The sequence below is a fragment of the Ruegeria sp. K11 genome, assembly GCF_056531905.1.
Genome location: NZ_JBQFMP010000006.1, coordinates 243853 through 266945 on the forward strand (window position 1 = coordinate 243853; position 23093 = coordinate 266945).

Consider the following 23093-nt stretch of genomic DNA (forward strand, 5'->3'; position numbering starts at 1 on the left):
TTTTGCGCTTGAATATTGTGCGCACTATGCGTACATTCTCCTCATATCCAGAGGAGGACGGACGCAATGGACACCATCTACACAGCCTATGTTTATCCCGATGGACTGAGCGCTGCTCCGGTCAACGTCAGCGATGACAAAGTAAGCTTTGATGATGTGCTTGATAACGCTGTTTCTCCGGTCTGGAGCGATGCGCCTTTCCGCATGTTCCGCATGGACTTCGACGTTGAGAACGGTGCGCTTGAAGCAGCGACAGAGGTAACCGAACGCGCCCTGAGCGTCATTCAGGAACGCAGCGAGGAACGTGGCTTTGATCTTCCCGCATGGATGATTGATGCGATCCGGGAGGCGGCGTGATGTGGGGTCCTTGGATAGAGCATGACGGTAAAAGGTGCCCGTGCAGGGGCGAGTTTGTCCATGCTGTCGCAGACCGTGAAGGCATTAGACCAGATGGCACATGGGCAAAAGAAGCCAAGTTCATTGCTACCGGTGGTGCAAGTTGGTTTTGGGATCGGGAAGGCGTCAACATCATCCGCTACCGCATTCGCAAGCCCAAGGGCCTGCAAATCCTCGAAGCAAATCTCAAGACACTAGACACAGACCGCACCCCCGCTTCGGTGCGTGTCGCTGCGGAGTGAGAGAGATGGACGACGTGACCCTCCAAGCCCTCAAGGACAGTATTGCGAAGTGGGAGAAGAATTCCACAAACCCTCGGGTCAACGAGGTTCTGATCGGTGTGGAGTATTGCCCGCTGTGCGTTTTGTTCCACGATAGTTGGTGCGAAGGCTGTCCAGTGGAAAAGCAAAGCGGACAAGTTCAATGCGTCGGCACACCCTTCACGCAAGCGGCTGAAAAATTGTTCAAAGCGTGGGACGGAAAAATCCCACCTGAGCAATTTCACGAAGCCGCCCGTGCCGAAGTCGATTTCCTCAAATCCCTTCTGCCGGAGGCCCAATCATGACCGCCGTCCTTCCCCTTATCCCCGCCGATTACCGCCCCGCAGATGACCGTGAACGCGCCTGCATTCTGCAGGGACCGCACAGCACCATTCAGGGGCCAGTTAAGAGCCGCCTGCCCGGCAACAAGGTCGTTATCGAATGCAATGGCCAGACCCACACGGGACAGGACGTGCGGACGATGAGGAGGGCGGAAGGATGACTTTTGATGACCTGGAATTTAAGTCCAGAACAAGCAAGCCCCTGTTTTCTGAATATGGGTTCTGCGGAAGTACCGCGCGACTGGATTTCCCTAATGGCTACGGTGTCAGCGTGATTGATGACGGCTACGGGTCTGACAAAGGGCTCTACGAACTCGCGGTCTTGAAGGGTGGGAGTTTGACCTACGACACGCCGATTACGGACGATGTTCTGGGCTATCTGACCAAAGAAGATGTCACGCGACACATGGCAGAAGTTGCCGCGCTTCCAACCACCGAGTCCTCATCATGACCCGCTCCACCCATTACCCGCTGCCCATCGAGCAGCAAGACCCGGTAGGTCTCACCTCTAAGGCCACCACTCCGATCCCCAATGGTCGGACCTGCCGGGAAGATTTCGACGCAACAACGAGTGAGAAAGGTAACCAGTATGCGTCAGAGGCTACTCCCCAGCCCCGGAGGGTGGAAGGCCCTTCACCAGTTTCAAGAATCCCTGCGAAAGGCAGCGGAGGCCGGGAAGGAGACTACCGGCAATCAGAGGGGGATACCCGGCATTTATCCCCCTCGAGGCTTGCAGGCTCCGGGCGTCGTGGATGCGGCGTCCAGCATGGACAACCTGCGCGGTGTGCCGGCACTACCAGCGCCGAAAGCGTAGAGGGTCGTTTGCTCGGCTCACAGGGGGTGGAAATCCCCCACACCATTCCACATGCGTATGAGCGCATGAACGCGCCCCAGATGCGCCGGGACAAGCGCGAAGAACGGTCATTCAGGATGATGATCTTGACCGGTCTGATCGTTGGCTTGCTGGCCGTCTGCGCGGCCCACGTGAAGCTCACCAGTGACATGAAAGCGAATTGGGAGCGGATCAATGAGTGATAAAGCGACTTGTCGTGGATGCGGGAGGGTCTTGAAGGGGCACCCGTACTACACCGGAAAACCCGCCTTCGTGGACTCCCGGAGATACGGGTTGGTCCCGGTTCCATCTTGCCACTATGGCGGTCACGTCTGCTCCGAGCGATGTGATCGTAACGCCTGCCATGAGCTTGAGGGATCAATGCCGGGATGTCGTCCGAACGGTCGCCTAATGGGCAACCTGAGTAATGAGATTTCTCGCAAGTGGGATTCCCTACGCCGTGAGTATCCGGGGGTATTCTATGACTGACGCCCTCCTGTTCTTCTCCGCAATGATAACCGCAGCCCTTCTGCAATCGCCCGTGTCCGTACCGGGTGATCAAGGCCTCGGCGCGCACGTCCTATCCACCTCAATTGCCGCCGAGGCCACCTATTCACCGTTTCAGCCCTGAAAGGAGGCGCGAGATGAACAAAGTTGCGAAAGTAGAAACCGATAACCTGCTGCCCGCCGATTCTATGGTCTCCATGATTGAGCGTGTAGCGATGGACCCAAACGCCGATATTGACAAGCTGGAACGAATGCTTGCCATGAAAGAGCGTCTTGAGGATAAGGCAGCAGAGACGTCTTTCAACGAAGCAAAAGCTGCGGCCCAGGCAGAAATGCCCGCCATTGCGGCGCGACACGACAATGACCAAACCCGCAGCAAGTTTGCAAAACTGAAAGACATCTACGACGAGTGCAAACCCATTCTGGCTAAGCATGGTTTCAGTTTCAGCGCTGTACCGGTGATCGGCGGTCGAGACGGGTACATCAACATGCGGTGGACGCTTAGCCGCGCGGGCCACTCCGTTAGCGATGTGTCAGAGGTGCCGATTGATGATCGAGGCATGAAGGGCACAGCGAACAAGACACAAACTCATGCATACGGAAGCACCACGTCATACGGTCGCCGCTACCTGTTCTGCGCCGTGTTCGACATCGCTATCGGGGATGACAATGACGGGAATGGCGCTCCTGCTGCGCCGGTCACCGCTGAGCAGTACGTAGCGCTTCGCAATAAGTTGGAAGAAAGCGGCATGGAACCTCGAAAGTTCCACTTGGCTTTTGGTCACAAGGAACCTGACAGCGCCGATTTACAGCAATTCCCTGCCAGCCTGTACGACGACGCAATCAAGCGTCTCAACAAATATATGGAGGCCAAGGCCAATGGCTGAGCAGGGAACCCCAGAATGGCATCAAGAGCGGCTAGGCAAAGTCACGGCTTCGCGGATCAAGTCTGTAATGATGAAGCCGTCTACCAAGGGCTACCAGGAGTATCGCGCCGAATTGATCTGCGAACGGCTGACCGGGGAAAGCAAGGACTTCTTCACCGGGATATCTATGCTGCACGGCACGGAGACTGAGCCTCAAGCCCGAGCGATGTACGAGCTTCAAACCGGTCTTGAAGTAGATGAGACTGGATTCATTGACCACCCAACTCTGAAAGGCAGCGGAGCCAGTCCCGATGGGCTGGTCGGCACGCAAGGATTGGTTGAGATAAAATGCCCTGCCCCGCACACCCACATCGGCACTCTTAGCACTGGAGAAATAGAAAAGGACTATCTGTTGCAAGTGCATTGGCAACTGATTTGCACAGAGCGCAGGTGGTGTGACTTTGTTTCGTTCTGCCCTGCCCTGCCTTCGGATCTGCAAATGTTCATCAAGCGCGTTGAACCTGATGCCGGGCTTTCTTCGAAGATTGTCGAAGCGGTCACAAACTTTATCGCCTCAGTGGATGAGATGACGTCCACACTTGGAAAGATATCGGGGAAAGCCGCATGACTCTCCTTGAGCAAATGAGGGCAGACGCGGTTCTCTGCAATCGGAAGCTGCGCCGCACAACCGCCGCCGGACCTATGGGTCATCACTTGATGAACCGAGGCAGGACACCCGCCGTAGCGCAGCGCCATAATGCCCTACGCCAACTCATGGGGCGCGGGCACTCTCAGCAACAGCTAGCCGAAATGCTGGGCGTCAAGATAGGCACCATCAAGAGCGACATGGCAATCATCAGATCGGAGGACGCCCATGCACGCTCTTAATGGCCCCATCACTCAAGAACGCGCTGAGAACTCCACCGAATGGCTCGTTCACAACGCTAAGCCCATCGCAGTAGCAAAGGCCCATCGTGATAGATGTGAGAACAGACTGCGCGTCATCAAGTCCTTGGCAATGAAGGCCAGCGGTGAGAAATCCGCAGCAGCGCAAGAGCGGGAAGCGTACGCCAGCACCGAGTACCAAGATGCCATTGATGAGCTTTACCATGCCACCGTGGAGCATGAGGAGTTGCTGGCAACTCGGCTTGCAGCCTTGGAAGTAATCAACGTCTGGCGGTCGATAAACTCAAACCTGCGAGGCGCGGCATGAATCTCATGAACAAGCCCCCTCTCGGTCAGCGCGTTGAAATGCTCGTTTCGCCTGATCTGCGCAAGTTCGCCAGAGGCAAGGAATGCCAGATGAAATCGCAGTGGTGCAACGGCAACACAGAGACAGTGGTCCTGTGCCATTCGCGCCGGGAAACCGGAACAGGAGCCGCGCAAAAGCCCCATGACTTCTGGGCATATCACGGTTGTTCCGACTGTCACGCAAACGAGGGCAGGGTCTCAACAGACGATCTGTACCGCGCCATCCGACGCACTCAGTGGGCTGTTTATGCGCACTTCGGGACGCTGACCCCATGACCCGCAAGATCAACGGCACCACCGTCCTACGCGATCAGGACTGACCCAGGAGACGGATATGACCCAACAGACCAAGATAGAATGGGCGGACTTGCCAACCAAAGCCCTTTCTGTGCGCCAACCGTGGGCATGGGCGATTATCTTCGCGGGTAAGGACATCGAAAACCGAAGCTGGCAGGCCGTGAACCATGGGTTGGCTGTGCGTGGGAGGATCGCCGTTCACGCAGCCAAGGGCATGACCCGCGAAGAATACGTCAACGCCGCTGCGTTTATGGATGAGATCGGCGTGAAATGCCCTCCTGCAATAGACTTGTGGCGCGGCGCGATCATTGGCTCGGTCGAGGTGATCGATGTCGTGAGCGATAGCCTGTCGCCATGGTTCTTTGGTCCGCGAGGCTTGGTTTTGCGTGATCCTCAATCATGTATTCCAACGCCGGTTTCTGGCGCTTTGGGCTACTTCAATTGGCAGGAACGGCGCGTATCGGGTTTCCCAGAGCCCGCCAAATGGATGCTTCCAAAAGAGGCAAAACCACCAAGAGCACAAACTCAAGACCTGTTCACCGCCCACCCCCACAACATCGATGCGGAGGGCGCATGACCCTGCGAGTTCTCGACCTGTTCAGCGGAATTGGCGGATTCAGCCTTGGACTAGAGCGCACGGGTGGATTTGAAACCGTGGCGTTCTGCGAAATCGAGGAATTCCCCCGCAAGGTATTGGCGAAACACTGGCCTGAGGTCCCCATTTATGAAGATGTCACGACTGCCGAATTTGACGCTATCGGACCCGTGGACTTGGTTACGGGCGGCTTTCCCTGTCAGGACATATCACTCGCTGGAACGGGTTCCGGACTATCCGGGGACCGTTCAGGACTCTTCTGGCATATCTTACGAACCGTTTGCATGGTGGGACGCCCCAAGTTGCTGCTGGAGAACGTGGCAGCTTTGCTTGATAGAGGGCTGGGGGCGGTTCTCGGGGCCATGGCCCAGATCGGGTATGACGCGGAGTGGCATTGCATACCGGCTTCCTACGTTGGTTGCCGCCAGCTTCGGGACCGAATTTGGATTGTGGCCGACCCCCAATGCGACGGCATTCAAGGGTGGCCGGCTATCGCCGCGGCGTGGCAAGAAAAATCCCGAGAGGAACAACTGGCAGGACTGGTGCAGCCTCCGGCTTGGCCAACGGTATCCGGTTCCAGAGACCGCGGAACAGGTCATGGGATACCCGACGGGATTCACCGAAATAAGGCAATCGGAAACGCCGTAGTTCCCCAAATTCCTGAATTGCTTGGGCATGCCATTCTCGAAAGAGAAGCCGCATGACCCCCTTCACCCCCAGCCAGAGAAGTGCACCAGTTTTCTCGCAGCGAACCGTTGCAATGAAAGGAGGACACCATGCGCCAGTAATCCGGGCCGGTTGCACGGAAAAGATGGCTAATCCGACGCAGGGAACGCCGCTCAATCAAGGCGTGACAGAGGGAGAGAGAACCCCGCCGCCCGAACGGAGAACAAACGCGAGCGGGTATCAGGTTCGAGGACTGATGCCCCCAGCCAGAGAGGATGAGATAATGGGCCGAGAAGTTCGAATGGCTCCCCCAGATTGGAAGCATCCAAAGAATGAGAAGGGTTTTTTCAAACCTTTGCTTGACGGCTCATTTTCCGAGCGGTTAGCCGAGTGGGAAGAGGGTAAAGCCCAATGGAATAAGGGCTTTCGAAGCGACTACAGCGGCGGCTGGAAACCCAAAGACAAGGATATGACTTACCCCTACGAAGAATGGGATGGCGAATGCCCTGTCAAAGAAAGTTACATGCCGGATTTTGCTCCGGGAACTGCGACCCATTTCTGCATGTACGAAGACGTCAGCGAAGGGACTCCGATATCGCCTGTTTTCGAGACGCCGGAACAACTTGCGCGCTGGTTGGCTGACAACGGGGCGTCAGCATTTGGCCGGATGACGGCAACATACGAACAGTGGTTGCCGATATGTCGGGGCGGTTTTGCGCCATCGATGGTTGTCTCCGGTGGCCGGATCATGAGCGGTGTCGAAGCCGCAACCGAATCCTAACCCCACTCCACAGGAGAACTGCATGGCGGATCAACTTCACTGGTGGCTTACCAAAGACGGCGATCTGTCATGCCTCAAAATGTACGAGAGGCACTATTCAGCTTATGAATACAAGGACGGACGAAAACGGAAACTATTTTGCGGGCCCGGTCAGAAGATCGTCCTCAGAACGCTATCCGCTGATGCGCTCTTTGTTTGGCGAAAGTTCATCGACGCCAGCGGACAGACGGGCGTCAACTGTGCCGTGTTCAGAAACGAAAGCCCTATCCTCTCCTCAGAGCTTATCCGACAGGCTGACGCTATCGCTGATCTCTGCTGGCCTGGTGAACGGCATTACACATACGTCAATCAGAAGCGCATCCGTCCCGGCCGACCGGGTTACTGTTTTGAGTGTGCCGGTTGGACCCGGTGTGGACGCACCAAGGGTGGATTGCTTGTGTTTGAGTTGGCTCGTGAACGCAAACCTTCCATTGGAGTAGCAGCATGACGGATATCAGCGTAGAGGCAGTAGAGGCGATTTGTGAGCGCCTTGAGTACCCCGTTTCGGCAATGCGCCCGACGCTATCAGACGGGAAAGAAGCGGCGACCACGTTGCGCGCCCTCTCAGCCCGCGTTCAGGAGTTGGAAGCGGAATTTGCCCGCGCCACTCCTAGCTGTGAGGAGATGCAAACAGGGTTGACGCGCTTTGAATATATCGGGCTGGACGGACGAGAGATTACGCTTTACGGCACCTTCTCAGCCAGCTTTCAGGATGACAATCGCACGCTCAAGGTGTTCGGAGACAAGCGCGCCCTCACCCCCTCAGATGTGGCCGATCCGCAGAACGGGGACGACGTAGGACATTCGGCCCGTGTGCTTTCTGAGTTTCTACAGCAACGGGAAACCAAATTGCCGGTCAATCTCGACGATCTGTGGGAGGCAGTTTATCGGGCGAAGGGCTTCGAAGCCGTTAAAGCCTTCCTGTCTGTTTTATCTGAGGCTCTACCACCCACCCAAAAATCCGACCTTCACCGCAGGGCCGACGAAGAAGCCGAAGCGTCACGTATGCGCCCAGAGGTGCTTGATCCGCAGAACGGGTGGCGGGATATGGATGATAACGGGTTTGAGATTGGCACGTGTCAATTCACAGTTCGATACCGGGTCACGACCTATACGTCTGGCAACGAGTTGAGAGGCCCTGCAGTTTTTTTCGGGGATTACGCCAGTGACCGCGACGCACGACAGGCATTAGCTGACTGTGGATTTACCAACGGCCAATTTGGTTGGAGGCGAGGCCCGTCGGACGCGACAATTCAACGCGTTGTTGACTACGGTGAACCAATCAACGCCCCCACCCCACACCCCGCAACGGACGAGGCTGCGGTGCAGGAGGCGGCGAACAGCGTAGACCACCAGCAACAGCGCGGACAGGCTTGGGACATCATAGACGAAGCAATCGCCGAGTATGACGGCTGGATGCTGGATGACGATTACAACGCGGATCGCATTCTAACCTCGATCATCAGTCGGATGAAGGAACGCCGCGCCCTCTCTCAGAAGGAGCAAGGGTGATGACCAAATACCTTGTCGCGTTGTACGTCGATGAAGACGGCTCAACCGCCTACGAGCGCGAGATTGAAGCTATCTTTGCCAGCAGCGCCGCAGAGGAATGGGCAGCTTGGTACTGCGCTTTCACTGCCGAATATGACAGCCCATTCGAGTGCTATGTGAATGAGGCTGGCGGTGAATGGAAGAAGTACGAAATCGAGATTGAGCCGGTCCCCTTCTATCACGCATCGGAGGTCACCCCATGACACCCCTCAAGGAGCTAGAAGCGAAGATGACGCCGTGGCTGGATAATCCGCCAGATAATTCAAACGTTAAAATCGATATCTTACCGGCCTCATTCGATCCGCAGCAATCCAACTGCACCATGTGCGGAGGAACACTTCAAACAGGTTGGGAGTGCATGCGCTGCAGGGCCGATCATTGGCCTGCTGTCGAACGCCTCCTGAACAATGTCGCCCTGATAGCCCAAACCGAGGAGGAGTGAGATGCGACGTGAAAGCAAAGCGCCAATCGGTAACGGACTCTGGGATCGCAGAGAGGGTCAATCCTCTTGGTGGGAACAACGAGACGGTGAGACCGAAGAAGAAAAGCTTCGTCGCTGGAACCATGCGGCTTTCATGGCCTTCGATCCTGACGAATCCGATTTGATTTTGGACTGAGGAGGACCCCTCATGAATACAAAAGCTGCTGAGCGTGACGCGATTGAACGGTTCGAGCCGATTATGGTTCCAGGCTTCGATCTCTCAAGATGTGAGTATACAAAAGAGCCTGAAATGGCCCCGCACCATTCAGGGCGATACGTCCGATACGAGGACTACGCCACCCTCCAAGCAAAGCTGGAAGCCGCAAGGACGGCGCTTAAACAAATCGACCGAGCCGTAAACTATGAACTGAACCTCGGAAATTACGACCACGATGATGTTTGCCCGTTGGACGCCGACTGGATCGAAGTTGGCAACATTGCCGAGACAGCGCTGTCCTCTCTCGAACAGGAGGATGGGTGATGCAGCCATTGCGAATATCCAACGCAACACGCGTCCTTGCTGAGTCCCAAGACGAATACTACGCGCTCGCGATCAAAGATGAGGTGATCGACGGCGTGGACCATATGACGTCCGTATGGGAGCCGACACCGAAGGAGTTAGCTGAACTGCAATCTGGCGGGGCTGTCAGGCTCACCATTCTAGGCGTCGGTCACCCACCCGTTCAAATCACAACGCAGCCAGCACCGGAGTAGACAATGCCAAGCATCGACAAAATGACCCGGAATCAAATCCGTAAAATGGCACGCCGTGGAAAACTGATAGACGAGTGCTTCAAGGTGTTTGCCGCGCACGTCTACCCCGGTGCCGGACCAGAGCAGATGAATGAGATGCGTGTCTGCTTCTTCGCTGGTGCCGCTGAGTTGTTCGCCGTCGTGAACGCTGGCCTCGATGATGGGATCAGCGAAACCGACGGAGACCTAAAATTCATGGAGCAGTGGGTGGATGAAATCGAACGTTTCCATCTGAAAACGATGGCAGCAATGGCGGCGGCGGAAGGACGCCCCCAATGACTGACACCAAGCTGATAGAGCGGATCGACAGCATTATTCTGGACATCGACAGGATGGATGGTCGGAGCCTGTACGTCGCGAAGGAAAAGCTTCGCGCCCTAAAGCCTGACCTCACAGCCGCACAGAAGCGGATAGAGGAGTTAAGTGCAAAGCTTGTATCAGAACGCGAAGAAAACCTTTGGAACGCGTACAACGTGGGTCACGAGAGAGACGGAAGGTGGCACCACAATTTCATGAGCGATGGCGAATGGCTGGCGACAGAATGCGGCATGGATGCAAAGGCGGGTCAGTACGATGCGCAGTCAATCAAAGATGCAATACCGAAAGTCGCCCGCGCCGCGCTACGGGAGAGTGAGTAGATGATACCAGCAAAACCCTACACCCCGGAAAGCTTGGCCGATCATTGGGATTGTTCGAGCGAGACCATCCGCCAACTGTTCAAACGTGGGGAGTTGCGCGGTTTTCGAGTTGGACGCATGATCCGCATACCTGTGGACGCTGTGAAGGAGTATGAGTCGTGCCAGACATCAAGCTTGGAAGACTGCGCGGCGGATTCTGCGTCTACTGGAACGGGCCAGACGGCAAGAGAACCCGCCATCAGCTTAACGCACGCACGCGAAAGGAAGCCGAAGCAGAGGCAATAGACCTTTACCGGCGCAAGGCACACCGAGACACCGGAAGCACTATCAATGACCTTTGGAGTGCCTACGTTAAAGACCGCGAAGACCGACCTATTGCCGAGACAATGAAGTACACAGGCAAAGCGGTCTTGCCACACTTCGGGGCGTTGAGGCCCGATCAGATTACCGTCGATGACAGCCGTTCTTACGCCGCCCTTCGGCGCAAATCCTCAATTGCTGACGGTTCAATCTGGACTGAACTTGGGCATCTACGCTCAGTTGTGAACTGGGCTTATAAGCATGGCATGATTGACCGCGCACCAGTCATAGAGCGCCCATCCAAGCCCGCCCCCAAGGAAAGGTATCTGACGCGAGACGAGATCAATCGCCTACTCTCGGTCAAGTGTGAACCCCATATCAAGCTGGCCATGATCCTGATGCTTTCAACTGCGGCCCGCGTTGGGGCTCTGCTGGAGCTAACATGGGATCGGGTAGATATGGACCGAGGCCAGATTAATTTACGTGCAGGCGACACACAGACGCGCAAGGGGCGTGCGGTGGTTCCGATCAATGCGGGCCTTAGAGCAGCACTGCAAGAGGCCCGCAAAGCTGCGCTCAGTGACTATGTGATTGAGTGGGCCGGTGGGCCGGTAAAGAGCATCCGCAAGGGCATCGTAAATGCCGCCAAGCGCGCAGAGGTCGCAGAAGTGAGCCCGCATGTCTTCCGCCATACCGCCGCCGTTCACATGGCCGAGGCAGGCGTGCCGATGAGTGAGATTAGCCAATATCTCGGGCACTCGAATGTTCAAGTCACGGAGAGGGTGTATGCGCGCTACAGTCCGGATCACCTCCGCAAGGCTGCGGACGTGGTGGACTTCACGGCAGTTCGCGGAGTGAAGTGATCCCAAAAAGAAGTGTTCCCTAGTTCAATGAACTGGAACACCTTGGACAAACCCGGAATCCTTGGCGAACATTCCCGTTAAGAAGAGGGCCTTTGACGAGAGATCAATAACTTGGCTAGGGCCATCTTTTTTCACATCGAAGATGTCAGGAGTTCAAATCTCTTATCACCCACCACTTCCCTTGATCACGCGTGTTTACGCATCTTGCTGACCTTTTGGTGCATTCGCTTTGCTGACCATTGGCCCGTCGGCTGCTTCTGGTCCGAAGGTACCGGAGCGTTCCATGCTGCGTTGGGGATTATTCTATCCTCCAAATTACCGAAATAGCGACTGCAACTTACCGAGAACTGCTTTGGTTTTATTTGACCAATGCCGCTTGTCTTTACGTCCCATGCTTTGATCAAACTTGGCTTTGGCCAATTGCAACACCGCCTCCTTCCGCTCCGAATTATAGGCGCACAATTGATCGATGCGCGTTATCTGCAAGGCTTGACCTGATCGAAGCTGCGCAATTCCGTAGTCGATGTCATCAAACTCCAAACCATACTTGTCACGAAGCAAAGGTAGTTCTTTGCACTGTGAAGTGATGTACTCAACGACCTCCGGTCGGAGATTAGGTTTTGTGGGAAAATCAATTGCCTGATCCGCTTGGAAAACGGCATCGAGTCGCTTGCGTTTCAGTAGTGTCTCTTCCTTGTTACGTGGGCTTTCGCTGGGTGACAACTCGTGTAAAACAGCCATGCCTTCGGCGGAAACGCTTTCGTTGCTATTCACCTTCGGAAGCTCATCAAATGGGATCGGTAGTTTGGACCAATCAAGAAAGTCTGCGACGATATCCCGCTCCACCAATCTTTCTCTCTCGAAAGCACGTACTTTTACATCTTGATCAAAAATAAGCCGATAAGAGTCCAGCGTTTTCGCAATTGACGTGCCGTGGGGTTGAACGATTTGGTTTCGGGATTTCAAGGCTTGCTGAACACTCGATAAATACCGCTTAACCGGGCTGCGAATGTAGGCCAGAACCTGAATCTCATCTGCTATGCTTGGTAATTACTGCCGCGCCCTTGCGATCTCTTGTTTCGAACAAGTTTTGAAAAGTACTTCGCTACTCAGAACCAGGTATTCCGGCTTCTTCGCCTTCAATTGCTTTAGAAGGTTTTCCCACTCTTCGAGCGCTTTTTCTTTGGCAGATTCGGCCGTAAACCCCATTCGTGCCACGACAGAAGAATCCGGATTCAAATCGGTGTAAACCAGCGGCTGCAACCAATGGTGGCGTGATCTGATGTAAATTGGCTCAGGATACATGCATCCGTATTTCTGAATGTTTTCCCTCGCGGCGTAAAGGCTATCTTGAATTGAAGTCGACCCAGCCTTTGCCATGCCAATGTGAAGAGTGAGTTTCAATTCTAGCCCTATACATTCTCTCAGCGTCGCGCCGGTATTTGCATTGCCGCAAAAACAACGACCACATTCCAGTGCTACAAAATCACACGGCGCTGTATTGTGATAGTGTTTCCACGTAGTTTCTGTTGAAACAAAAAATAGGCGAGCCAATGGCCCGCCTACATGTCCTCAGAAACAGCGAGTTAATGCGCCGTCGCCGACGTTCCACTGCTTCCCGCCGCTTTCGCGGCGGCAGCCGCAGCTTCTTCTGCTGCCTCATCCCATTCAATGGACTCGGGAGTGCTAATAAGCGCCTGCTCCAGGACTTCAGAAACATGTTTGACCGGAATGATCTTCAGACCTTCCTTCACATTGTCCGGGATGTCAGCCAGGTCCTTTTCATTCTCTTCAGGAATGAGAACCGTTTTGATCCCGCCGCGCAGCGCCGCAAGCAGCTTTTCTTTCAAACCACCGATGGGCATGGCATTGCCACGCAATGAAACCTCGCCTGTCATGGCGATGTCCTTGCGCACCGGAATACCCGTCAGGACCGACACGATCGAGGTCACCATCGCAAGACCCGCCGAAGGACCATCCTTGGGCGTCGCGCCATCCGGTACGTGGACGTGGATGTCCAACGTATCGAATTTCGGCGGTTTTACCCCGATCTGAGGTGAAATCGACCGCACATAGGACGAGGCCGCATCGATGGATTCCTTCATCACATCGCCCAGCTTACCGGTGGTCTTCATCCGACCCTTGCCGGGCAGTTTCAGAGCCTCGATATGCAGCAGATCTCCACCGACGGACGTCCACGCCAGACCGGTTACGACACCAACCTGATCGTCCTGTTCGGCCAGACCATAGCGGAACTTGGGCACGCCAAGGAAATCATCCAGATTGTCCGGCGTCACGGTGACTGATTCAGCCTCTTTCTTGATGATCTTGGTCAGCGACTTCCGCGCCACTTTGGCGATCTCACGTTCGAGGTTCCGCACCCCCGCCTCGCGGGTATACGTGCGAATGATCGATTGCAGCGCCTCATCGGTCAGTTCAAACTCCTTGGCCTTCAGACCATGGTTCTTGACCTGCTTGTCGATCAGATGCTGCTTTGCGATCTCGCTCTTTTCCTCTTCGGTGTAACCGGCCAGCGGGATGATCTCCATCCGGTCCAGCAGAGGCCCGGGCATGTTATAGCTGTTCGACGTGGTCAGGAACATCACGTTGGAAAGGTCATATTCGACCTCGAGATAATGGTCCATGAACGTGTTGTTCTGTTCCGGGTCCAACACCTCCAGCATCGCCGAAGCCGGGTCACCACGGAAATCCTGCCCCATCTTGTCGATCTCGTCGAGCAGGATGAGCGGGTTCGTGGTTTTGGCCTTTTTCAGCGCCTGAATGATCTTGCCGGGCATCGAACCGATGTAGGTCCGACGGTGGCCGCGAATCTCAGATTCGTCGCGCACACCACCCAGGCTAATGCGAATGAACTCGCGCCCTGTGGCCTTTGCGACCGATTTACCCAGCGAGGTCTTACCCACGCCCGGAGGGCCAACAAGGCACAGGATCGGGCCTTTCAGCTTTTTCGAACGCTGTTGAACCGCAAGGTACTCGACGATGCGTTCCTTGACCTTCTCAAGCCCATAGTGATCAGCGTCCAGAATATCCTGCGCGCGGCCAAGATCCTTTTTGACGCGCGACTTGGTGCCCCACGGCAGCGCCAGAATCCAATCCAAGTAGTTGCGCACGACGGTGGCTTCAGCCGACATCGGGCTCATGTTGCGCAGCTTCTTCAGCTCGCCTTCAGCCTTTTCGCGCGCTTCTTTCGACAGCTTGGTTTCATTGATCTTGGCTTCGATTTCGGCAACTTCGTTGCTACCGTCCTCGCCATCGCCAAGCTCCTTCTGAATGGCTTTCATCTGCTCATTCAGATAATACTCGCGCTGCGTCTTCTCCATCTGGGATTTAACGCGGGTCTTGATCTTTTTCTCGACCTGCAGGACCGACATTTCGCCCTGCATCAGGCCATACACCTTCTCAAGCCGTTCGCTGACACTGAGCGTTTCAAGCAGTTCCTGTTTTTGCTCGACTTCGATACCCAAATGGCCCGAGACCAAATCGGCCAGCTTCGCCGGTTCTGCGGTTTCACCAACAGCGGTCAGCGCCTCTTCGGGAATGTTCTTGCGCACCTTGGCATAGCGCTCGAACTCATCCGCAACGGTGCGCAGCAAAGCCTCGGTCGTTGTGACGTCGCCGGGGATTTCGGTGACATATTCCGCCCGGGCTTCGAAAAACTGATCGTTCTCCAGAAACTCAGTGATCTGCACCCGTGCCTGTCCTTCGACCAGAACCTTGACGGTGCCGTCGGGCAGTTTCAGCAATTGCAGAACATTGGCCAGAACACCGGACTTATAAATTCCGTCGATCTCGGGATCGTCGTCACCCGGATCGATTTGGCTGGACAACAGAATTTGCTTGTCATCCTGCATAACCTCTTCCAGCGCGCGGACCGATTTGTCACGGCCCACGAACAGCGGCACGATCATATGCGGGAACACCACGATATCGCGCAGCGGCAGGACGGGGTATGAGGAATTCAGAGGCTCTTGCATGCTCTATCCTTATCATTGGCAAGACGGCAGCGGTCCCTGATTCAGGCAACCTTTGGCCATCTCCTGTTTGGACGATAAAGGTGGGGCACCTGTATCCCCTTTTCAACCTTTCCGCCGTGTATCGCAGCGCACAATGACCCGAGGTTTCGGGGACCGCAAGGTATCCACGGGACATATCCACGGATTTTAGCACAGTATTGGGATCAATGCGCGTTAAAGCGGTTCAATGTCGCCCTGCGCGCGTGTTGCGTGGAACTCAGCCTGCCAGTGCGCGAAGGTGCCCGCAGCAATCGCATCGCGCATTTCCTGCATGATCTGTTGGAAATAATGCAGGTTGTGCCAGGTCAGCAACATACCCGAGATCATCTCATTTGCGCGGAATACATGGTGCAGATAGGCGCGGGAATAACTTTTACAGGCCGGACATGTGCATTGTTCGTCCAGTGGACGTGGATCATCTGCGTGACGCGCGTTCTTGATATTTACGACGCCGTTGCGGGTGAAAACCTGCCCCGTGCGCCCCGAGCGCGAAGGCAGCACGCAATCCATCATATCAACACCGCGCGCAACCGCGCCGACGATGTCATCGGGCTTGCCAACCCCCATCAGATATCGCGGTTTGTCTGTCGGCAGAAACTCTGGTGCATAATCGAGGCAGTCAAACATCGCCTCCTGCCCCTCACCCACGGCCAGACCACCAATCGCATAGCCCTCAAAGCCAATCGCCTTAAGCGCGGCGGCGCTTTCTTCCCGCAGGTCCTTTTCCAGACCACCTTGCATGATACCGAAGAGGGCATGACCGGGACGATCACCAAACGCCTCGCGCGAACGCTCGGCCCAACGCATCGAAAGGCGCATCGACTCGGCGATCCGGTCACGGTCGGCTGGCAATGCCGGGCATTCGTCAAAGCACATCACAATGTCCGAGCCCAGCAGGCGTTGAATCTCCATTGACCGTTCGGGCGACAGCTCGTGTTTCGAACCGTCGATATGCGATTTGAAGGTCACGCCCTTTTCGGTCAGCTTGCGCAGGCTTGCCAGTGACATGACCTGAAACCCGCCCGAATCCGTAAGAATGGGCCTGTCCCAGTTCATGAATTTGTGCAATCCGCCCAACCGATCGATCCGTTCTGCCGTTGGTCGCAACATCAGGTGATAGGTGTTGCCCAACAACATATCGGCACCGGTCGCGCGCACGCTTTCGGGCATCATCGCCTTGACTGTGGCCGCAGTTCCCACCGGCATGAAGGCCGGTGTTCGTACCTCGCCCCGAGGAGTTTGAATGACACCCGTGCGGGCGCGTCCATCTGTGGCGTTCAACTGGAATGAAAATCGCTGGGTCATGTATTTGCCTCGGGACTGCAACCGCGCAGGCTTTGCCGTATCTGCTGCATCAATGCAAGCGATCAAGGAAGCGTTGCGACCGTTTCGGTAAACAACCGCACGACCCCTGCCCCATCCACATCGCGGCAGACCTGTATGGCGGGTCTGGACGTATCAACCCGGGTCGCGCCAACTTCGGGTCCGTCCTGGACCACATGAATTCCGGTCAAAACAGTGTCGAACATTGCATCATGCGTGCAGGCAATCACTGCTGTTGAATCGTGCAGGCCACAGCCTTCCAACCCACCGAGCTCGCGGTAAAACCTCAGATAAAACCGAGAGATGTCGCGTAGAAATCCGCCAATATCGGGTGATCGCCGCGCCAGCGCCTCGAAATCCGCGCCCTCATAGAGCGTTTTCAGCGTCACATCCAACCCGACCAGAACCGATGGTAACGGGGCTGAAAACACTGCATCCGCAGCCTGTATATCATGGTAGATATTGGCCTCGGCATGAGGCGTCACATTGCCCTCGCAAAACACCGCACCACCCATGATCACCAGTTTTGCCAGGTTAGAAGAGAACGCGGGATCCAGCCGGATCGCATCGGCGATATTGGTCAAGGGTCCCACTGCGCAGACAACCAGTTCTCCCTTATGCGCACGCGCCATCTGGACCAGATACTCGGCGGCTGGCAAGGCATGGTTCTCGCCAATCTGAGGGATGTCTATAACATCGCCAAACCCTTCTGGACCGTGCACATGCTTGGAGGGGGTATGACAATCTTGCCCCCAAGCAAACGGGGCCCCTTCGGCGACCGGAACATCCAACCCCAGTTTGGCCTGCAAAAACCGTGCGTTGCGGCTGGATTGGTGGACATGGGTGTTGCCGAAGATGGTCGTCAGACCCACCAGATCAATACCCGTCGCAGCGGCGGCATACGCGATCGCTAATGCGTCGTCGATACCAGGGTCTGTGTCGATAATAAGTTTCATCCCGGTGCGATACCGCAAACGCAATGGGATGCAAAGCTGTCACAGCCTGCAAATTGGATGCCGGGTAAAGACGTTCACACATTCCAATTCATACCCGTACAATCCATACCTGAGTTGCAATCAGGCGACTCAATTCCCAAATGTATACTGTCGTACACAATAATAGAGGACAGACATGACCGAAGAACAGATTATCGGACTGCTGACATCAAATCTGGTATACCTGCTGGCGGCCGCCTTTGTTATCGCGGTCATCTTCAAGGGGATAAAGATCGTCCCGCAATCCGAGAAATACGTCGTCGAACGCTTTGGGCGGTTGCATTCTGTTCTTGGACCTGGAATCAACTTTATCGTTCCTTTTCTGGATGTTGCACGACACAAGATATCCATTCTTGAACGCCAATTGCCAAATGCCACCCAGGACGCGATCACCAAGGATAACGTTCTGGTCCAGATTGATACGTCGGTCTTCTACCGCATTCTCGAACCGGAAAAGACCGTCTACCGTATCCGGGATGTTGATGGCGCAATCGCCACGACCGTCGCCGGGATCGTGCGTGCCGAGATCGGCAAAATGGACCTGGACGAAGTGCAATCAAACCGCGCGCAACTGATTGAACGCATTCAGGAAAGCGTCGAAACCGCCGTGGACGACTGGGGCATCGAAGTAACCCGCGCCGAGATTTTGGACGTCAATCTGGATCAGGCGACGCGCGATGCGATGCTTCAGCAGTTGAACGCGGAACGTGCTCGTCGGGCGCAGGTGACCGAAGCCGAGGGCCAAAAACGCGCGGTCGAATTGCAGGCTGATGCCGAGCTTTATGCCGCCGAACAAACCGCCAAGGCCCGCCGCATTCAGGCCGAGGCCGAGGCCTTTGCCACAAGCGTTGTCGCCAAGGCGATTCAAGATAACGGGATTGAGGCCGCGCAATATCAGGTCGCGCTGAAACAGGTCGAGGCGCTGAATACGTTGGGTGGCGGGACTGGCTCTCAGACTATCGTTGTGCCTGCCAACGCGCTCGAAGCCTTTGGCGACGCGTTCAAGATGCTAAAGGGAGGCAAGTAATGGCAGATCCGTTCTGGCTGACCTGGTGGATTTGGCTGGCGGCTGCGTTGGTGCTGGCCATTGCAGAGGTAACTCTGCCGGGCTTCATATTTCTGGGCTTCGCGATCGGGGCCGCCATCACTGGGTTACTATTGCTGATCCCCAGCATGGTCCCTGTGCTTCCAGTACTGCTGTTGATCTTTGCCGTATTGTCACTTGTCGCATGGCTGGTGTTGCGAAAAATCTTTGCCCTACCCCATGGCCAAGTGAAGACCTTTAACCACGATATCAACGACTGATCGAACATCACACGGGACCGGGGCGCCACGGCACCTCTGGACGGTGCCCGGGTCTTTCCCTATATAAACTCTCAGGTAACAGACCCGAGGCTTCAATGACCCATCCGAGTGAACAGTTTGAAGGCAGCCCGCTCATCGCGCCTTCAACGATCGAGCATCCTCTGTACGAACCCGTTGTGGACGCTTGCCGGACGGTCTATGACCCTGAAATCCCAGTCAATATCTACGACCTGGGCCTGATCTACACAATTGACATCACCGCCGAAAACTCGGTCAAGGTGATCATGACACTGACGGCCCCCGGCTGTCCGGTCGCAGGCGAGATGCCCGGCTGGATCGTTGAAGCCATCGAACCGGTGGCAGGTGTCAAGGACGTGGACGTCGAACTGACATGGGAACCGCCCTGGGGTATGGAGATGATGTCCGACGAGGCCCGTCTGGAATTGGGTTTCATGTAAACCGGCGCGTTTACCAACAGACGTTTTGGCGATCAGCTACTGACCCCGGAAAACGCGGAAGAATTCGGGATTGCAGCGACCCGTACCGGTACAGCTGGGGTGGAGTGCGGCGCTATTTCGCAAAAGATCACCACCTGACCTACCGTCATGCGCAGTATGATCTGCAGATGAAAATCAATACTCTGCCCGCCGGAACAATCGCGTCAATTCCGGTCGACATCGCCGGGCATCTCTCCGCATAGTCCACCAACGCAGTGCTGAATGTCACACACGCCTGGACATCGGCGTTGATTGCCAGCCCATCAAAGGCATGAACGTATCTTTGGCAAGAACGCTAATGCAGGCTGCTGACGCAATCATCCGGATCGCGCCAGCGGTATGGACCACTGTAATCCCAAAGCGCCGCCGTTCTATTTCACATCGCAAGTCGATTTGATTTCAGCCGCGCGCTGATCGAGCTGCTTGACGTAGTCACCTGACAACATTTTCAGTCTCTTGTGCTCGGTTCCAGTCACCAATCCCAGCAAAGCCCCTGCAGGTGTCACGGCAATCACACTTTCCAACTGTTTGTCCTGCGCATGTTTTTTTTCGGCGGCTATGGCGCGCAAATCTCCTTCGGCGGTGGCGCAATTGACCGGATGTCTCTTCTCTGTTCCCTCGGCATATACCGTGGCGGCATTGCACATAGCTATCAATGGCAGCAAGACGCACAAAGTAATATCTTTATACTTCAACGACATACAATGCTCTCCTCAATCATTTGCCGCAACTGAACGCCCCGACCCATAAGGCAAGATTACGTTCAACGCCTAAAAGCTGGCAACTGTTCATCCGTGCGTCCCAAACCATAAAGGTCAAAAACTCGAAGCGTCCAAATACCGCAGAGCCTTGAGCCCGACCGCCATGACGCCTAGATTACAGACAAGACGCGAGAACGGAGCCCATCCATGTTTGGCATTCCCGGCAAACAAGCCGTGACCATAACACCAAAAGCTGCACAGCAGATCGTGCGCCTGATGGAAACTGGCGGTCATGCCGGTTTGCGGATCGGCGTTAAAAAAGGCGGCTGTGCCGGTATGGAATACACCATGGACTACGTCGATGAGGCAGACGCCAATGACGAGGTCGTGGAACAGGACGGAGCCCGCGTGATGATCGCGCCGATGGCGCAAATGTTCCTGTTTGGCACCGAGATCGACTATGAAGTCTCTTTGCTGGAATCGGGCTTCAAGTTCCGGAATCCAAATGTGGTCGATGCTTGCGGATGCGGAGAGTCCATCAAGTTCGACGAAAGCCTTGAGGCACCTCGTTAACCCGCTGTTTTCAGATGCACGTAAGTCTCGTGAAAGCGTCGGGTCAGATGATCACCGGCGCTGATCGTTTTTTCGGATCCGGGCGGCGCAACATTGGTGTCGTATGACGGGTTGAAAAACAGCGGTACGGAAATCCGCTCCTGTGATCCGCCTTTGACCCTGTGCAACGTAGCCTTGACCTCTCCGGCGGTCCAAAACTCCAGCATTTCGCCAAAATTGATGATGAACTGTCCCGGCTCGGCCTGAACCGCCTGCCATGTGCCATCTGGCAGCAGCGCTTCCAGTCCCGGCGCGCCATCCGTTGCCAACAGCGTCAGACAGCCATAGTCAGTATGCGCTGCAATCCCAAAATCCTTGGCCCCCGCCCAATCCGGTCGGGTCGGATAGAAATTACCTCTCAGCAGCGCCATCGGCGTATGGAAGGCGTCGTCAAAGCTCGTCTCATCACGCCCCAGTGCAGCCGCTATAGCCCGCAGAACCCGCATGGCGACATCGCAGGCATCGGTATAGTAGGCCTGAACAGTCGTCCGAAATGAGTCCGCGCCGGCAGGCCAGAGGTTTGGGGCGTAGACGCTCAGATCACGGCCTTCATAGGGGCTTTCGGGTGGCAGTTCGTAACCGCAGTCAAAGACTTCTTTGAAATCCGGATTGGCCGTGGGATCGACCTGCTCGGATTGGGGTGCCCCCCATCCACGATTTGCGCCCGTATCGGCCATATCGACGGTGCGCTTTACGTCTTCAGGCAGATGGAAGAACTGTCGGTAAGCCGAAATTACGCGGCCCACGCGATCCGCATCAAGCCCGGTGTTCGAAACGGTCAGAAACCCAACTTGCCCGACCGCGCGGCGCAACTTGGTCAACTCCTCCGGATCACGCTGATCCAGTTTTCTCAGGTTCAGGTTATCAATCATATCCACCTCGGAAATCTGCGCACGGCACGACCCTGCAGCGCAGCGACTGTTAGCTGAATTGTCATGGCGCGACCACAGTGTTATCGGAAACAGGCAACGACAAAAACCGGAGGAACACCAATGCGGCGCAAACTGGCAGCGGGTAACTGGAAAATGAACGGAACCAGCGCGGCGTTGGATGAGCTTGCAGAGCTTTCTGTTTCCTTCCCCTCGGCGTCCGTCGACATTCTGATCTGCCCTCCGGCCACCCTGTTGCATCGCGCGGCGGACAAGGTTGAAGGGACGGCGCTGTCGGTCGGCGGGCAGGATTGCCACGCCGCCAAATCGGGCGCGCATACCGGTGATCTGAGCGCCGAAATGCTGGTAGATGCGGGCGCAAGCGCTGTGATCCTGGGCCATTCCGAACGGCGCGAGGATCATGCAGAACAAAACGAAGACGTCCGCGCCAAGGCGCGCGCTGCGATGGATGCCGGGCTCAAGGCGATCATCTGCGTGGGCGAAAGTCTGGAACAGCGCGAGGCGGCCAATACGCTGGATATCATCGGTGGACAGATGTCGGGCTCTATCCCCGATCAGTCGACCGGCGAAAACCTGATCATCGCCTATGAGCCGATCTGGGCCATCGGCACCGGCAAGGTCCCGACGCTGGAAGAGATCGGCGAGGTCCATGACTTCATCCGCAACCGGCTGGAGCGCCGCTTTGGCGAAGGCGTCGGCCGCTCGGTGCGACTGCTATATGGCGGGTCGGTCAAACCGGGCAACGCCGCCGAGATCTTTGCCGTCTCGAACGTAGACGGCGCACTGGTCGGAGGCGCGAGCCTGAAGGCGCAGGATTTCGCGGGCATTATCGACGCGCTGCAATCGGCCTGAGCAACGCGCTCAGGCCAGTTTCATGGTCACCAGCCCCGCCACGATCAGAGCCGCCGCGAAAACGCGCATGGCCGTAACGGCCTCGCCCAGAAGCATGATCCCGACAAGAAACGCGCCCACCGCGCCGATTCCGGTCCAGATGACATAGGCCGTGCCCAGCGGCAGTGTCCGCATCGCCAGCGCCAACAGGCCGAACGACCCGATCATGGACACGCCCATGATCGCCGTTGGCCACAAACGGGTGAAACCTGCGGACTGTTTCATGGCCACAGCCCAAACTATTTCCAGAAGACCAGCAAAGAGAAGATATATCCAGGCCATTTGAGAACCCTCACATCACTTCGGGTCGTCCCGAATGATCATCCATGATGGAGAGGTCGTCCTCGCACCTTTACGTAAGAACTCCCGCCCGCCGTTCAACAGATGACAAAAAAAACCGGGCAGCGACGCCGCCCGGTTTCAATGCT

At 55.9% G+C, this 23093-nt stretch carries 36 protein-coding genes; 28 read left to right on the forward strand and 8 right to left on the reverse strand.

Annotated elements, in window-relative coordinates; genetic code table 11:
* The first annotated feature begins 66 nt into the window (after window positions 1–66).
* The 23 genes from ACR0K4_RS12010 to ACR0K4_RS12120 all read left to right on the forward strand — a co-directional run bounded on the left by ACR0K4_RS12010 (window position 67) and on the right by ACR0K4_RS12120 (window position 11417).
* Window positions 67–357: a hypothetical protein gene (locus ACR0K4_RS12010; RefSeq protein ID WP_480854148.1), complete on the forward strand. Its 291-nt coding sequence runs from the start codon at window positions 67–69 to the stop codon at window positions 355–357.
* Between the two features lie 286 nt (window positions 358–643).
* Window positions 644–961: a hypothetical protein gene (locus ACR0K4_RS12015; protein ID WP_480854149.1), complete on the forward strand. Its 318-nt coding sequence runs from the start codon at window positions 644–646 to the stop codon at window positions 959–961.
* Entirely contained in the window at window positions 958–1158 is a 201-nt protein-coding gene (locus ACR0K4_RS12020) for a hypothetical protein (protein ID WP_480854150.1), read from the forward strand. The genes ACR0K4_RS12015 and ACR0K4_RS12020 overlap by 4 nt, the downstream gene beginning before the upstream one ends.
* Window positions 1155–1448: a hypothetical protein gene (locus ACR0K4_RS12025; protein ID WP_480854151.1), complete on the forward strand. Its 294-nt coding sequence runs from the start codon at window positions 1155–1157 to the stop codon at window positions 1446–1448. Before ACR0K4_RS12020 ends, ACR0K4_RS12025 begins: the two co-directional genes overlap by 4 nt.
* 428 nt (window positions 1449–1876) lie before the next feature.
* Entirely contained in the window at window positions 1877–2032 is a 156-nt protein-coding gene (locus ACR0K4_RS12030) for a hypothetical protein (RefSeq protein ID WP_480854152.1), read from the forward strand.
* 278 nt (window positions 2033–2310) lie between these two features.
* Complete coding sequence (locus ACR0K4_RS12035; RefSeq protein WP_480854154.1) at window positions 2311–2460, forward strand: hypothetical protein; 150 nt, start codon at window positions 2311–2313, stop codon at window positions 2458–2460.
* Between the two features lie 13 nt (window positions 2461–2473).
* A complete protein-coding gene (locus ACR0K4_RS12040) occupies window positions 2474–3223 on the forward strand; it encodes an ERF family protein (protein WP_480854155.1) in 750 nt (249 codons plus the stop codon).
* Window positions 3216–3830: a lambda exonuclease family protein gene (locus ACR0K4_RS12045; protein ID WP_480854156.1), complete on the forward strand. Its 615-nt coding sequence runs from the start codon at window positions 3216–3218 to the stop codon at window positions 3828–3830. Before ACR0K4_RS12040 ends, ACR0K4_RS12045 begins: the two co-directional genes overlap by 8 nt.
* A 246-nt stretch (window positions 3831–4076) precedes the next feature.
* The gene (locus tag ACR0K4_RS12050; RefSeq protein WP_480854157.1) at window positions 4077–4415 is read left to right on the forward strand and encodes a hypothetical protein; all 339 of its coding nucleotides are present in this window, start codon (window positions 4077–4079) and stop codon (window positions 4413–4415) included.
* 38 nt (window positions 4416–4453) lie between these two features.
* Window positions 4454–4729 (forward strand): nuclease domain-containing protein, encoded by a 276-nt coding sequence (locus tag ACR0K4_RS12055; RefSeq protein WP_480854197.1) that lies wholly within the window; start codon window positions 4454–4456, stop codon window positions 4727–4729.
* A gap of 58 nt (window positions 4730–4787) precedes the next feature.
* Window positions 4788–5327 carry an ASCH domain-containing protein gene (locus ACR0K4_RS12060; protein ID WP_480854158.1) on the forward strand — a complete coding sequence of 180 codons (540 nt, stop codon included), beginning with the start codon at window positions 4788–4790 and terminating at the stop codon, window positions 5325–5327.
* The gene (locus ACR0K4_RS12065; RefSeq protein ID WP_480854160.1) at window positions 5324–6049 is read left to right on the forward strand and encodes a DNA cytosine methyltransferase; all 726 of its coding nucleotides are present in this window, start codon (window positions 5324–5326) and stop codon (window positions 6047–6049) included. The genes ACR0K4_RS12060 and ACR0K4_RS12065 overlap by 4 nt, the downstream gene beginning before the upstream one ends.
* Window positions 6046–6792, forward strand: a complete 747-nt coding sequence (locus ACR0K4_RS12070) for a hypothetical protein (RefSeq protein WP_480854161.1) — start codon at window positions 6046–6048, stop codon at window positions 6790–6792. The genes ACR0K4_RS12065 and ACR0K4_RS12070 overlap by 4 nt, the downstream gene beginning before the upstream one ends.
* 22 nt (window positions 6793–6814) lie before the next feature.
* Complete coding sequence (locus tag ACR0K4_RS12075; RefSeq protein WP_480854162.1) at window positions 6815–7279, forward strand: hypothetical protein; 465 nt, start codon at window positions 6815–6817, stop codon at window positions 7277–7279.
* Window positions 7276–8343, forward strand: a complete 1068-nt coding sequence (locus tag ACR0K4_RS12080; RefSeq protein ID WP_480854163.1) for a hypothetical protein — start codon at window positions 7276–7278, stop codon at window positions 8341–8343. Before ACR0K4_RS12075 ends, ACR0K4_RS12080 begins: the two co-directional genes overlap by 4 nt.
* On the forward strand, window positions 8343–8585 hold the full coding sequence (locus tag ACR0K4_RS12085) for a hypothetical protein (RefSeq protein WP_480854164.1): 243 nt from the start codon (window positions 8343–8345) through the stop codon (window positions 8583–8585). Before ACR0K4_RS12080 ends, ACR0K4_RS12085 begins: the two co-directional genes overlap by 1 nt.
* Entirely contained in the window at window positions 8582–8824 is a 243-nt protein-coding gene (locus ACR0K4_RS12090; RefSeq protein WP_480854165.1) for a hypothetical protein, read from the forward strand. Before ACR0K4_RS12085 ends, ACR0K4_RS12090 begins: the two co-directional genes overlap by 4 nt.
* A gap of 1 nt (window position 8825) precedes the next feature.
* The gene (locus tag ACR0K4_RS12095; RefSeq protein WP_480854166.1) at window positions 8826–8999 is read left to right on the forward strand and encodes a hypothetical protein; all 174 of its coding nucleotides are present in this window, start codon (window positions 8826–8828) and stop codon (window positions 8997–8999) included.
* A 12-nt stretch (window positions 9000–9011) separates the two neighbouring features.
* A complete protein-coding gene (locus ACR0K4_RS12100) occupies window positions 9012–9344 on the forward strand; it encodes a hypothetical protein (RefSeq protein ID WP_480854167.1) in 333 nt (110 codons plus the stop codon).
* A 236-nt stretch (window positions 9345–9580) separates the two neighbouring features.
* Window positions 9581–9895 (forward strand): hypothetical protein, encoded by a 315-nt coding sequence (locus ACR0K4_RS12105; protein ID WP_480854168.1) that lies wholly within the window; start codon window positions 9581–9583, stop codon window positions 9893–9895.
* Window positions 9892–10254: a hypothetical protein gene (locus ACR0K4_RS12110; protein ID WP_480854169.1), complete on the forward strand. Its 363-nt coding sequence runs from the start codon at window positions 9892–9894 to the stop codon at window positions 10252–10254. The genes ACR0K4_RS12105 and ACR0K4_RS12110 overlap by 4 nt, the downstream gene beginning before the upstream one ends.
* A complete protein-coding gene (locus tag ACR0K4_RS12115; RefSeq protein WP_480854170.1) occupies window positions 10255–10539 on the forward strand; it encodes a helix-turn-helix domain-containing protein in 285 nt (94 codons plus the stop codon).
* A 101-nt stretch (window positions 10540–10640) separates the two neighbouring features.
* Window positions 10641–11417, forward strand: coding sequence for a tyrosine-type recombinase/integrase (locus ACR0K4_RS12120; RefSeq protein ID WP_480854171.1), 777 nt, complete (start codon window positions 10641–10643; stop codon window positions 11415–11417).
* A gap of 315 nt (window positions 11418–11732) precedes the next feature.
* Here the strand turns inward: ACR0K4_RS12120 and ACR0K4_RS12125 are convergent, their stop codons facing one another.
* From ACR0K4_RS12125 to ACR0K4_RS12145, 5 genes are all read right to left on the reverse strand, one after another.
* On the reverse strand, window positions 11733–12383 hold the full coding sequence (locus ACR0K4_RS12125) for a hypothetical protein (protein WP_480854173.1): 651 nt from the start codon (window positions 12381–12383) through the stop codon (window positions 11733–11735).
* A gap of 84 nt (window positions 12384–12467) precedes the next feature.
* Window positions 12468–12971 carry a hypothetical protein gene (locus ACR0K4_RS12130; protein ID WP_480520174.1) on the reverse strand — a complete coding sequence of 168 codons (504 nt, stop codon included), beginning with the start codon at window positions 12969–12971 and terminating at the stop codon, window positions 12468–12470.
* A 32-nt stretch (window positions 12972–13003) separates the two neighbouring features.
* Entirely contained in the window at window positions 13004–15412 is a 2409-nt protein-coding gene (gene lon / locus ACR0K4_RS12135) for an endopeptidase La (RefSeq protein WP_480520172.1), read from the reverse strand.
* Window positions 15413–15625: 213 nt separating this feature from the next.
* Complete coding sequence (gene tgt / locus ACR0K4_RS12140) at window positions 15626–16756, reverse strand: tRNA guanosine(34) transglycosylase Tgt (RefSeq protein WP_480854174.1); 1131 nt, start codon at window positions 16754–16756, stop codon at window positions 15626–15628.
* Between the two features lie 62 nt (window positions 16757–16818).
* On the reverse strand, window positions 16819–17730 hold the full coding sequence (locus tag ACR0K4_RS12145; protein WP_480854175.1) for a nucleoside hydrolase: 912 nt from the start codon (window positions 17728–17730) through the stop codon (window positions 16819–16821).
* Window positions 17731–17905: 175 nt separating this feature from the next.
* Here ACR0K4_RS12145 and ACR0K4_RS12150 point away from each other — a divergent pair, with 175 nt between their 5' ends.
* The 3 genes from ACR0K4_RS12150 to ACR0K4_RS12160 all read left to right on the forward strand — a co-directional run bounded on the left by ACR0K4_RS12150 (window position 17906) and on the right by ACR0K4_RS12160 (window position 19532).
* Window positions 17906–18796 (forward strand): SPFH domain-containing protein, encoded by an 891-nt coding sequence (locus tag ACR0K4_RS12150; protein WP_480520166.1) that lies wholly within the window; start codon window positions 17906–17908, stop codon window positions 18794–18796.
* A complete protein-coding gene (locus ACR0K4_RS12155) occupies window positions 18796–19074 on the forward strand; it encodes an NfeD family protein (RefSeq protein WP_480854176.1) in 279 nt (92 codons plus the stop codon). The genes ACR0K4_RS12150 and ACR0K4_RS12155 overlap by 1 nt, the downstream gene beginning before the upstream one ends.
* Window positions 19075–19169: 95 nt before the next feature.
* Window positions 19170–19532, forward strand: coding sequence for an SUF system Fe-S cluster assembly protein (locus ACR0K4_RS12160; RefSeq protein WP_480520162.1), 363 nt, complete (start codon window positions 19170–19172; stop codon window positions 19530–19532).
* 410 nt (window positions 19533–19942) lie between these two features.
* Here the strand turns inward: ACR0K4_RS12160 and ACR0K4_RS12165 are convergent, their stop codons facing one another.
* On the reverse strand, window positions 19943–20272 hold the full coding sequence (locus ACR0K4_RS12165; protein WP_480854178.1) for a hypothetical protein: 330 nt from the start codon (window positions 20270–20272) through the stop codon (window positions 19943–19945).
* A gap of 207 nt (window positions 20273–20479) precedes the next feature.
* On the opposite strand from ACR0K4_RS12165, the gene ACR0K4_RS12170 reads away from it, so the two are divergent.
* Window positions 20480–20845: a HesB/IscA family protein gene (locus ACR0K4_RS12170; protein ID WP_480520158.1), complete on the forward strand. Its 366-nt coding sequence runs from the start codon at window positions 20480–20482 to the stop codon at window positions 20843–20845.
* On the opposite strand, the gene ACR0K4_RS12175 is transcribed toward ACR0K4_RS12170, so the two are convergent.
* Window positions 20842–21756, reverse strand: a complete 915-nt coding sequence (locus ACR0K4_RS12175) for an isopenicillin N synthase family dioxygenase (protein ID WP_480854179.1) — start codon at window positions 21754–21756, stop codon at window positions 20842–20844. The genes ACR0K4_RS12170 and ACR0K4_RS12175 overlap by 4 nt on opposite strands.
* Before the next feature lie 120 nt (window positions 21757–21876).
* Here ACR0K4_RS12175 and tpiA point away from each other — a divergent pair, with 120 nt between their 5' ends.
* The gene (gene tpiA, locus ACR0K4_RS12180) at window positions 21877–22626 is read left to right on the forward strand and encodes a triose-phosphate isomerase (RefSeq protein WP_480520155.1); all 750 of its coding nucleotides are present in this window, start codon (window positions 21877–21879) and stop codon (window positions 22624–22626) included.
* A gap of 9 nt (window positions 22627–22635) precedes the next feature.
* Here tpiA and ACR0K4_RS12185 read toward each other — a convergent pair whose 3' ends face one another.
* Window positions 22636–22947, reverse strand: a complete 312-nt coding sequence (locus ACR0K4_RS12185) for a DMT family transporter (RefSeq protein WP_480520153.1) — start codon at window positions 22945–22947, stop codon at window positions 22636–22638.
* Window positions 22948–23093 lie beyond the last annotated feature (146 nt).

What these genes read in the sequence shown, in the direction of transcription:
- tpiA (WP_480520155.1), top strand. Translation starts at nt 21,877, where the DNA reads ATGCGGCGCAAACTGGCAGCGGGTAACTGGAAAATGAACGGAACCAGC.
- ACR0K4_RS12150 (WP_480520166.1), top strand. Translation starts at nt 17,906, where the DNA reads ATGACCGAAGAACAGATTATCGGACTGCTGACATCAAATCTGGTATAC.
- ACR0K4_RS12010 (WP_480854148.1), top strand. Translation starts at nt 67, where the DNA reads ATGGACACCATCTACACAGCCTATGTTTATCCCGATGGACTGAGCGCT.
- ACR0K4_RS12145 (WP_480854175.1), bottom strand. Translation starts at nt 17,730, where the DNA reads ATGAAACTTATTATCGACACAGACCCTGGTATCGACGACGCATTAGCG.
- ACR0K4_RS12045 (WP_480854156.1), top strand. Translation starts at nt 3,216, where the DNA reads ATGGCTGAGCAGGGAACCCCAGAATGGCATCAAGAGCGGCTAGGCAAA.
- ACR0K4_RS12075 (WP_480854162.1), top strand. Translation starts at nt 6,815, where the DNA reads ATGGCGGATCAACTTCACTGGTGGCTTACCAAAGACGGCGATCTGTCA.
- ACR0K4_RS12115 (WP_480854170.1), top strand. Translation starts at nt 10,255, where the DNA reads ATGATACCAGCAAAACCCTACACCCCGGAAAGCTTGGCCGATCATTGG.
- ACR0K4_RS12170 (WP_480520158.1), top strand. Translation starts at nt 20,480, where the DNA reads ATGTTTGGCATTCCCGGCAAACAAGCCGTGACCATAACACCAAAAGCT.
- ACR0K4_RS12080 (WP_480854163.1), top strand. Translation starts at nt 7,276, where the DNA reads ATGACGGATATCAGCGTAGAGGCAGTAGAGGCGATTTGTGAGCGCCTT.
- lon (WP_480520172.1), bottom strand. Translation starts at nt 15,412, where the DNA reads ATGCAAGAGCCTCTGAATTCCTCATACCCCGTCCTGCCGCTGCGCGAT.
- ACR0K4_RS12050 (WP_480854157.1), top strand. Translation starts at nt 4,077, where the DNA reads ATGCACGCTCTTAATGGCCCCATCACTCAAGAACGCGCTGAGAACTCC.
- ACR0K4_RS12095 (WP_480854166.1), top strand. Translation starts at nt 8,826, where the DNA reads ATGCGACGTGAAAGCAAAGCGCCAATCGGTAACGGACTCTGGGATCGC.
- ACR0K4_RS12065 (WP_480854160.1), top strand. Translation starts at nt 5,324, where the DNA reads ATGACCCTGCGAGTTCTCGACCTGTTCAGCGGAATTGGCGGATTCAGC.
- ACR0K4_RS12175 (WP_480854179.1), bottom strand. Translation starts at nt 21,756, where the DNA reads ATGATTGATAACCTGAACCTGAGAAAACTGGATCAGCGTGATCCGGAG.
- ACR0K4_RS12040 (WP_480854155.1), top strand. Translation starts at nt 2,474, where the DNA reads ATGAACAAAGTTGCGAAAGTAGAAACCGATAACCTGCTGCCCGCCGAT.
- ACR0K4_RS12110 (WP_480854169.1), top strand. Translation starts at nt 9,892, where the DNA reads ATGACTGACACCAAGCTGATAGAGCGGATCGACAGCATTATTCTGGAC.
- ACR0K4_RS12100 (WP_480854167.1), top strand. Translation starts at nt 9,012, where the DNA reads ATGAATACAAAAGCTGCTGAGCGTGACGCGATTGAACGGTTCGAGCCG.
- ACR0K4_RS12160 (WP_480520162.1), top strand. Translation starts at nt 19,170, where the DNA reads ATGACCCATCCGAGTGAACAGTTTGAAGGCAGCCCGCTCATCGCGCCT.
- ACR0K4_RS12085 (WP_480854164.1), top strand. Translation starts at nt 8,343, where the DNA reads ATGACCAAATACCTTGTCGCGTTGTACGTCGATGAAGACGGCTCAACC.
- ACR0K4_RS12025 (WP_480854151.1), top strand. Translation starts at nt 1,155, where the DNA reads ATGACTTTTGATGACCTGGAATTTAAGTCCAGAACAAGCAAGCCCCTG.
- ACR0K4_RS12015 (WP_480854149.1), top strand. Translation starts at nt 644, where the DNA reads ATGGACGACGTGACCCTCCAAGCCCTCAAGGACAGTATTGCGAAGTGG.
- ACR0K4_RS12035 (WP_480854154.1), top strand. Translation starts at nt 2,311, where the DNA reads ATGACTGACGCCCTCCTGTTCTTCTCCGCAATGATAACCGCAGCCCTT.
- ACR0K4_RS12155 (WP_480854176.1), top strand. Translation starts at nt 18,796, where the DNA reads ATGGCAGATCCGTTCTGGCTGACCTGGTGGATTTGGCTGGCGGCTGCG.
- ACR0K4_RS12030 (WP_480854152.1), top strand. Translation starts at nt 1,877, where the DNA reads ATGAACGCGCCCCAGATGCGCCGGGACAAGCGCGAAGAACGGTCATTC.
- ACR0K4_RS12120 (WP_480854171.1), top strand. Translation starts at nt 10,641, where the DNA reads ATGAAGTACACAGGCAAAGCGGTCTTGCCACACTTCGGGGCGTTGAGG.
- tgt (WP_480854174.1), bottom strand. Translation starts at nt 16,756, where the DNA reads ATGACCCAGCGATTTTCATTCCAGTTGAACGCCACAGATGGACGCGCC.
- ACR0K4_RS12185 (WP_480520153.1), bottom strand. Translation starts at nt 22,947, where the DNA reads ATGGCCTGGATATATCTTCTCTTTGCTGGTCTTCTGGAAATAGTTTGG.
- ACR0K4_RS12055 (WP_480854197.1), top strand. Translation starts at nt 4,454, where the DNA reads ATGCTCGTTTCGCCTGATCTGCGCAAGTTCGCCAGAGGCAAGGAATGC.
- ACR0K4_RS12020 (WP_480854150.1), top strand. Translation starts at nt 958, where the DNA reads ATGACCGCCGTCCTTCCCCTTATCCCCGCCGATTACCGCCCCGCAGAT.
- ACR0K4_RS12090 (WP_480854165.1), top strand. Translation starts at nt 8,582, where the DNA reads ATGACACCCCTCAAGGAGCTAGAAGCGAAGATGACGCCGTGGCTGGAT.
- ACR0K4_RS12060 (WP_480854158.1), top strand. Translation starts at nt 4,788, where the DNA reads ATGACCCAACAGACCAAGATAGAATGGGCGGACTTGCCAACCAAAGCC.
- ACR0K4_RS12070 (WP_480854161.1), top strand. Translation starts at nt 6,046, where the DNA reads ATGACCCCCTTCACCCCCAGCCAGAGAAGTGCACCAGTTTTCTCGCAG.
- ACR0K4_RS12165 (WP_480854178.1), bottom strand. Translation starts at nt 20,272, where the DNA reads ATGTCGTTGAAGTATAAAGATATTACTTTGTGCGTCTTGCTGCCATTG.
- ACR0K4_RS12105 (WP_480854168.1), top strand. Translation starts at nt 9,581, where the DNA reads ATGCCAAGCATCGACAAAATGACCCGGAATCAAATCCGTAAAATGGCA.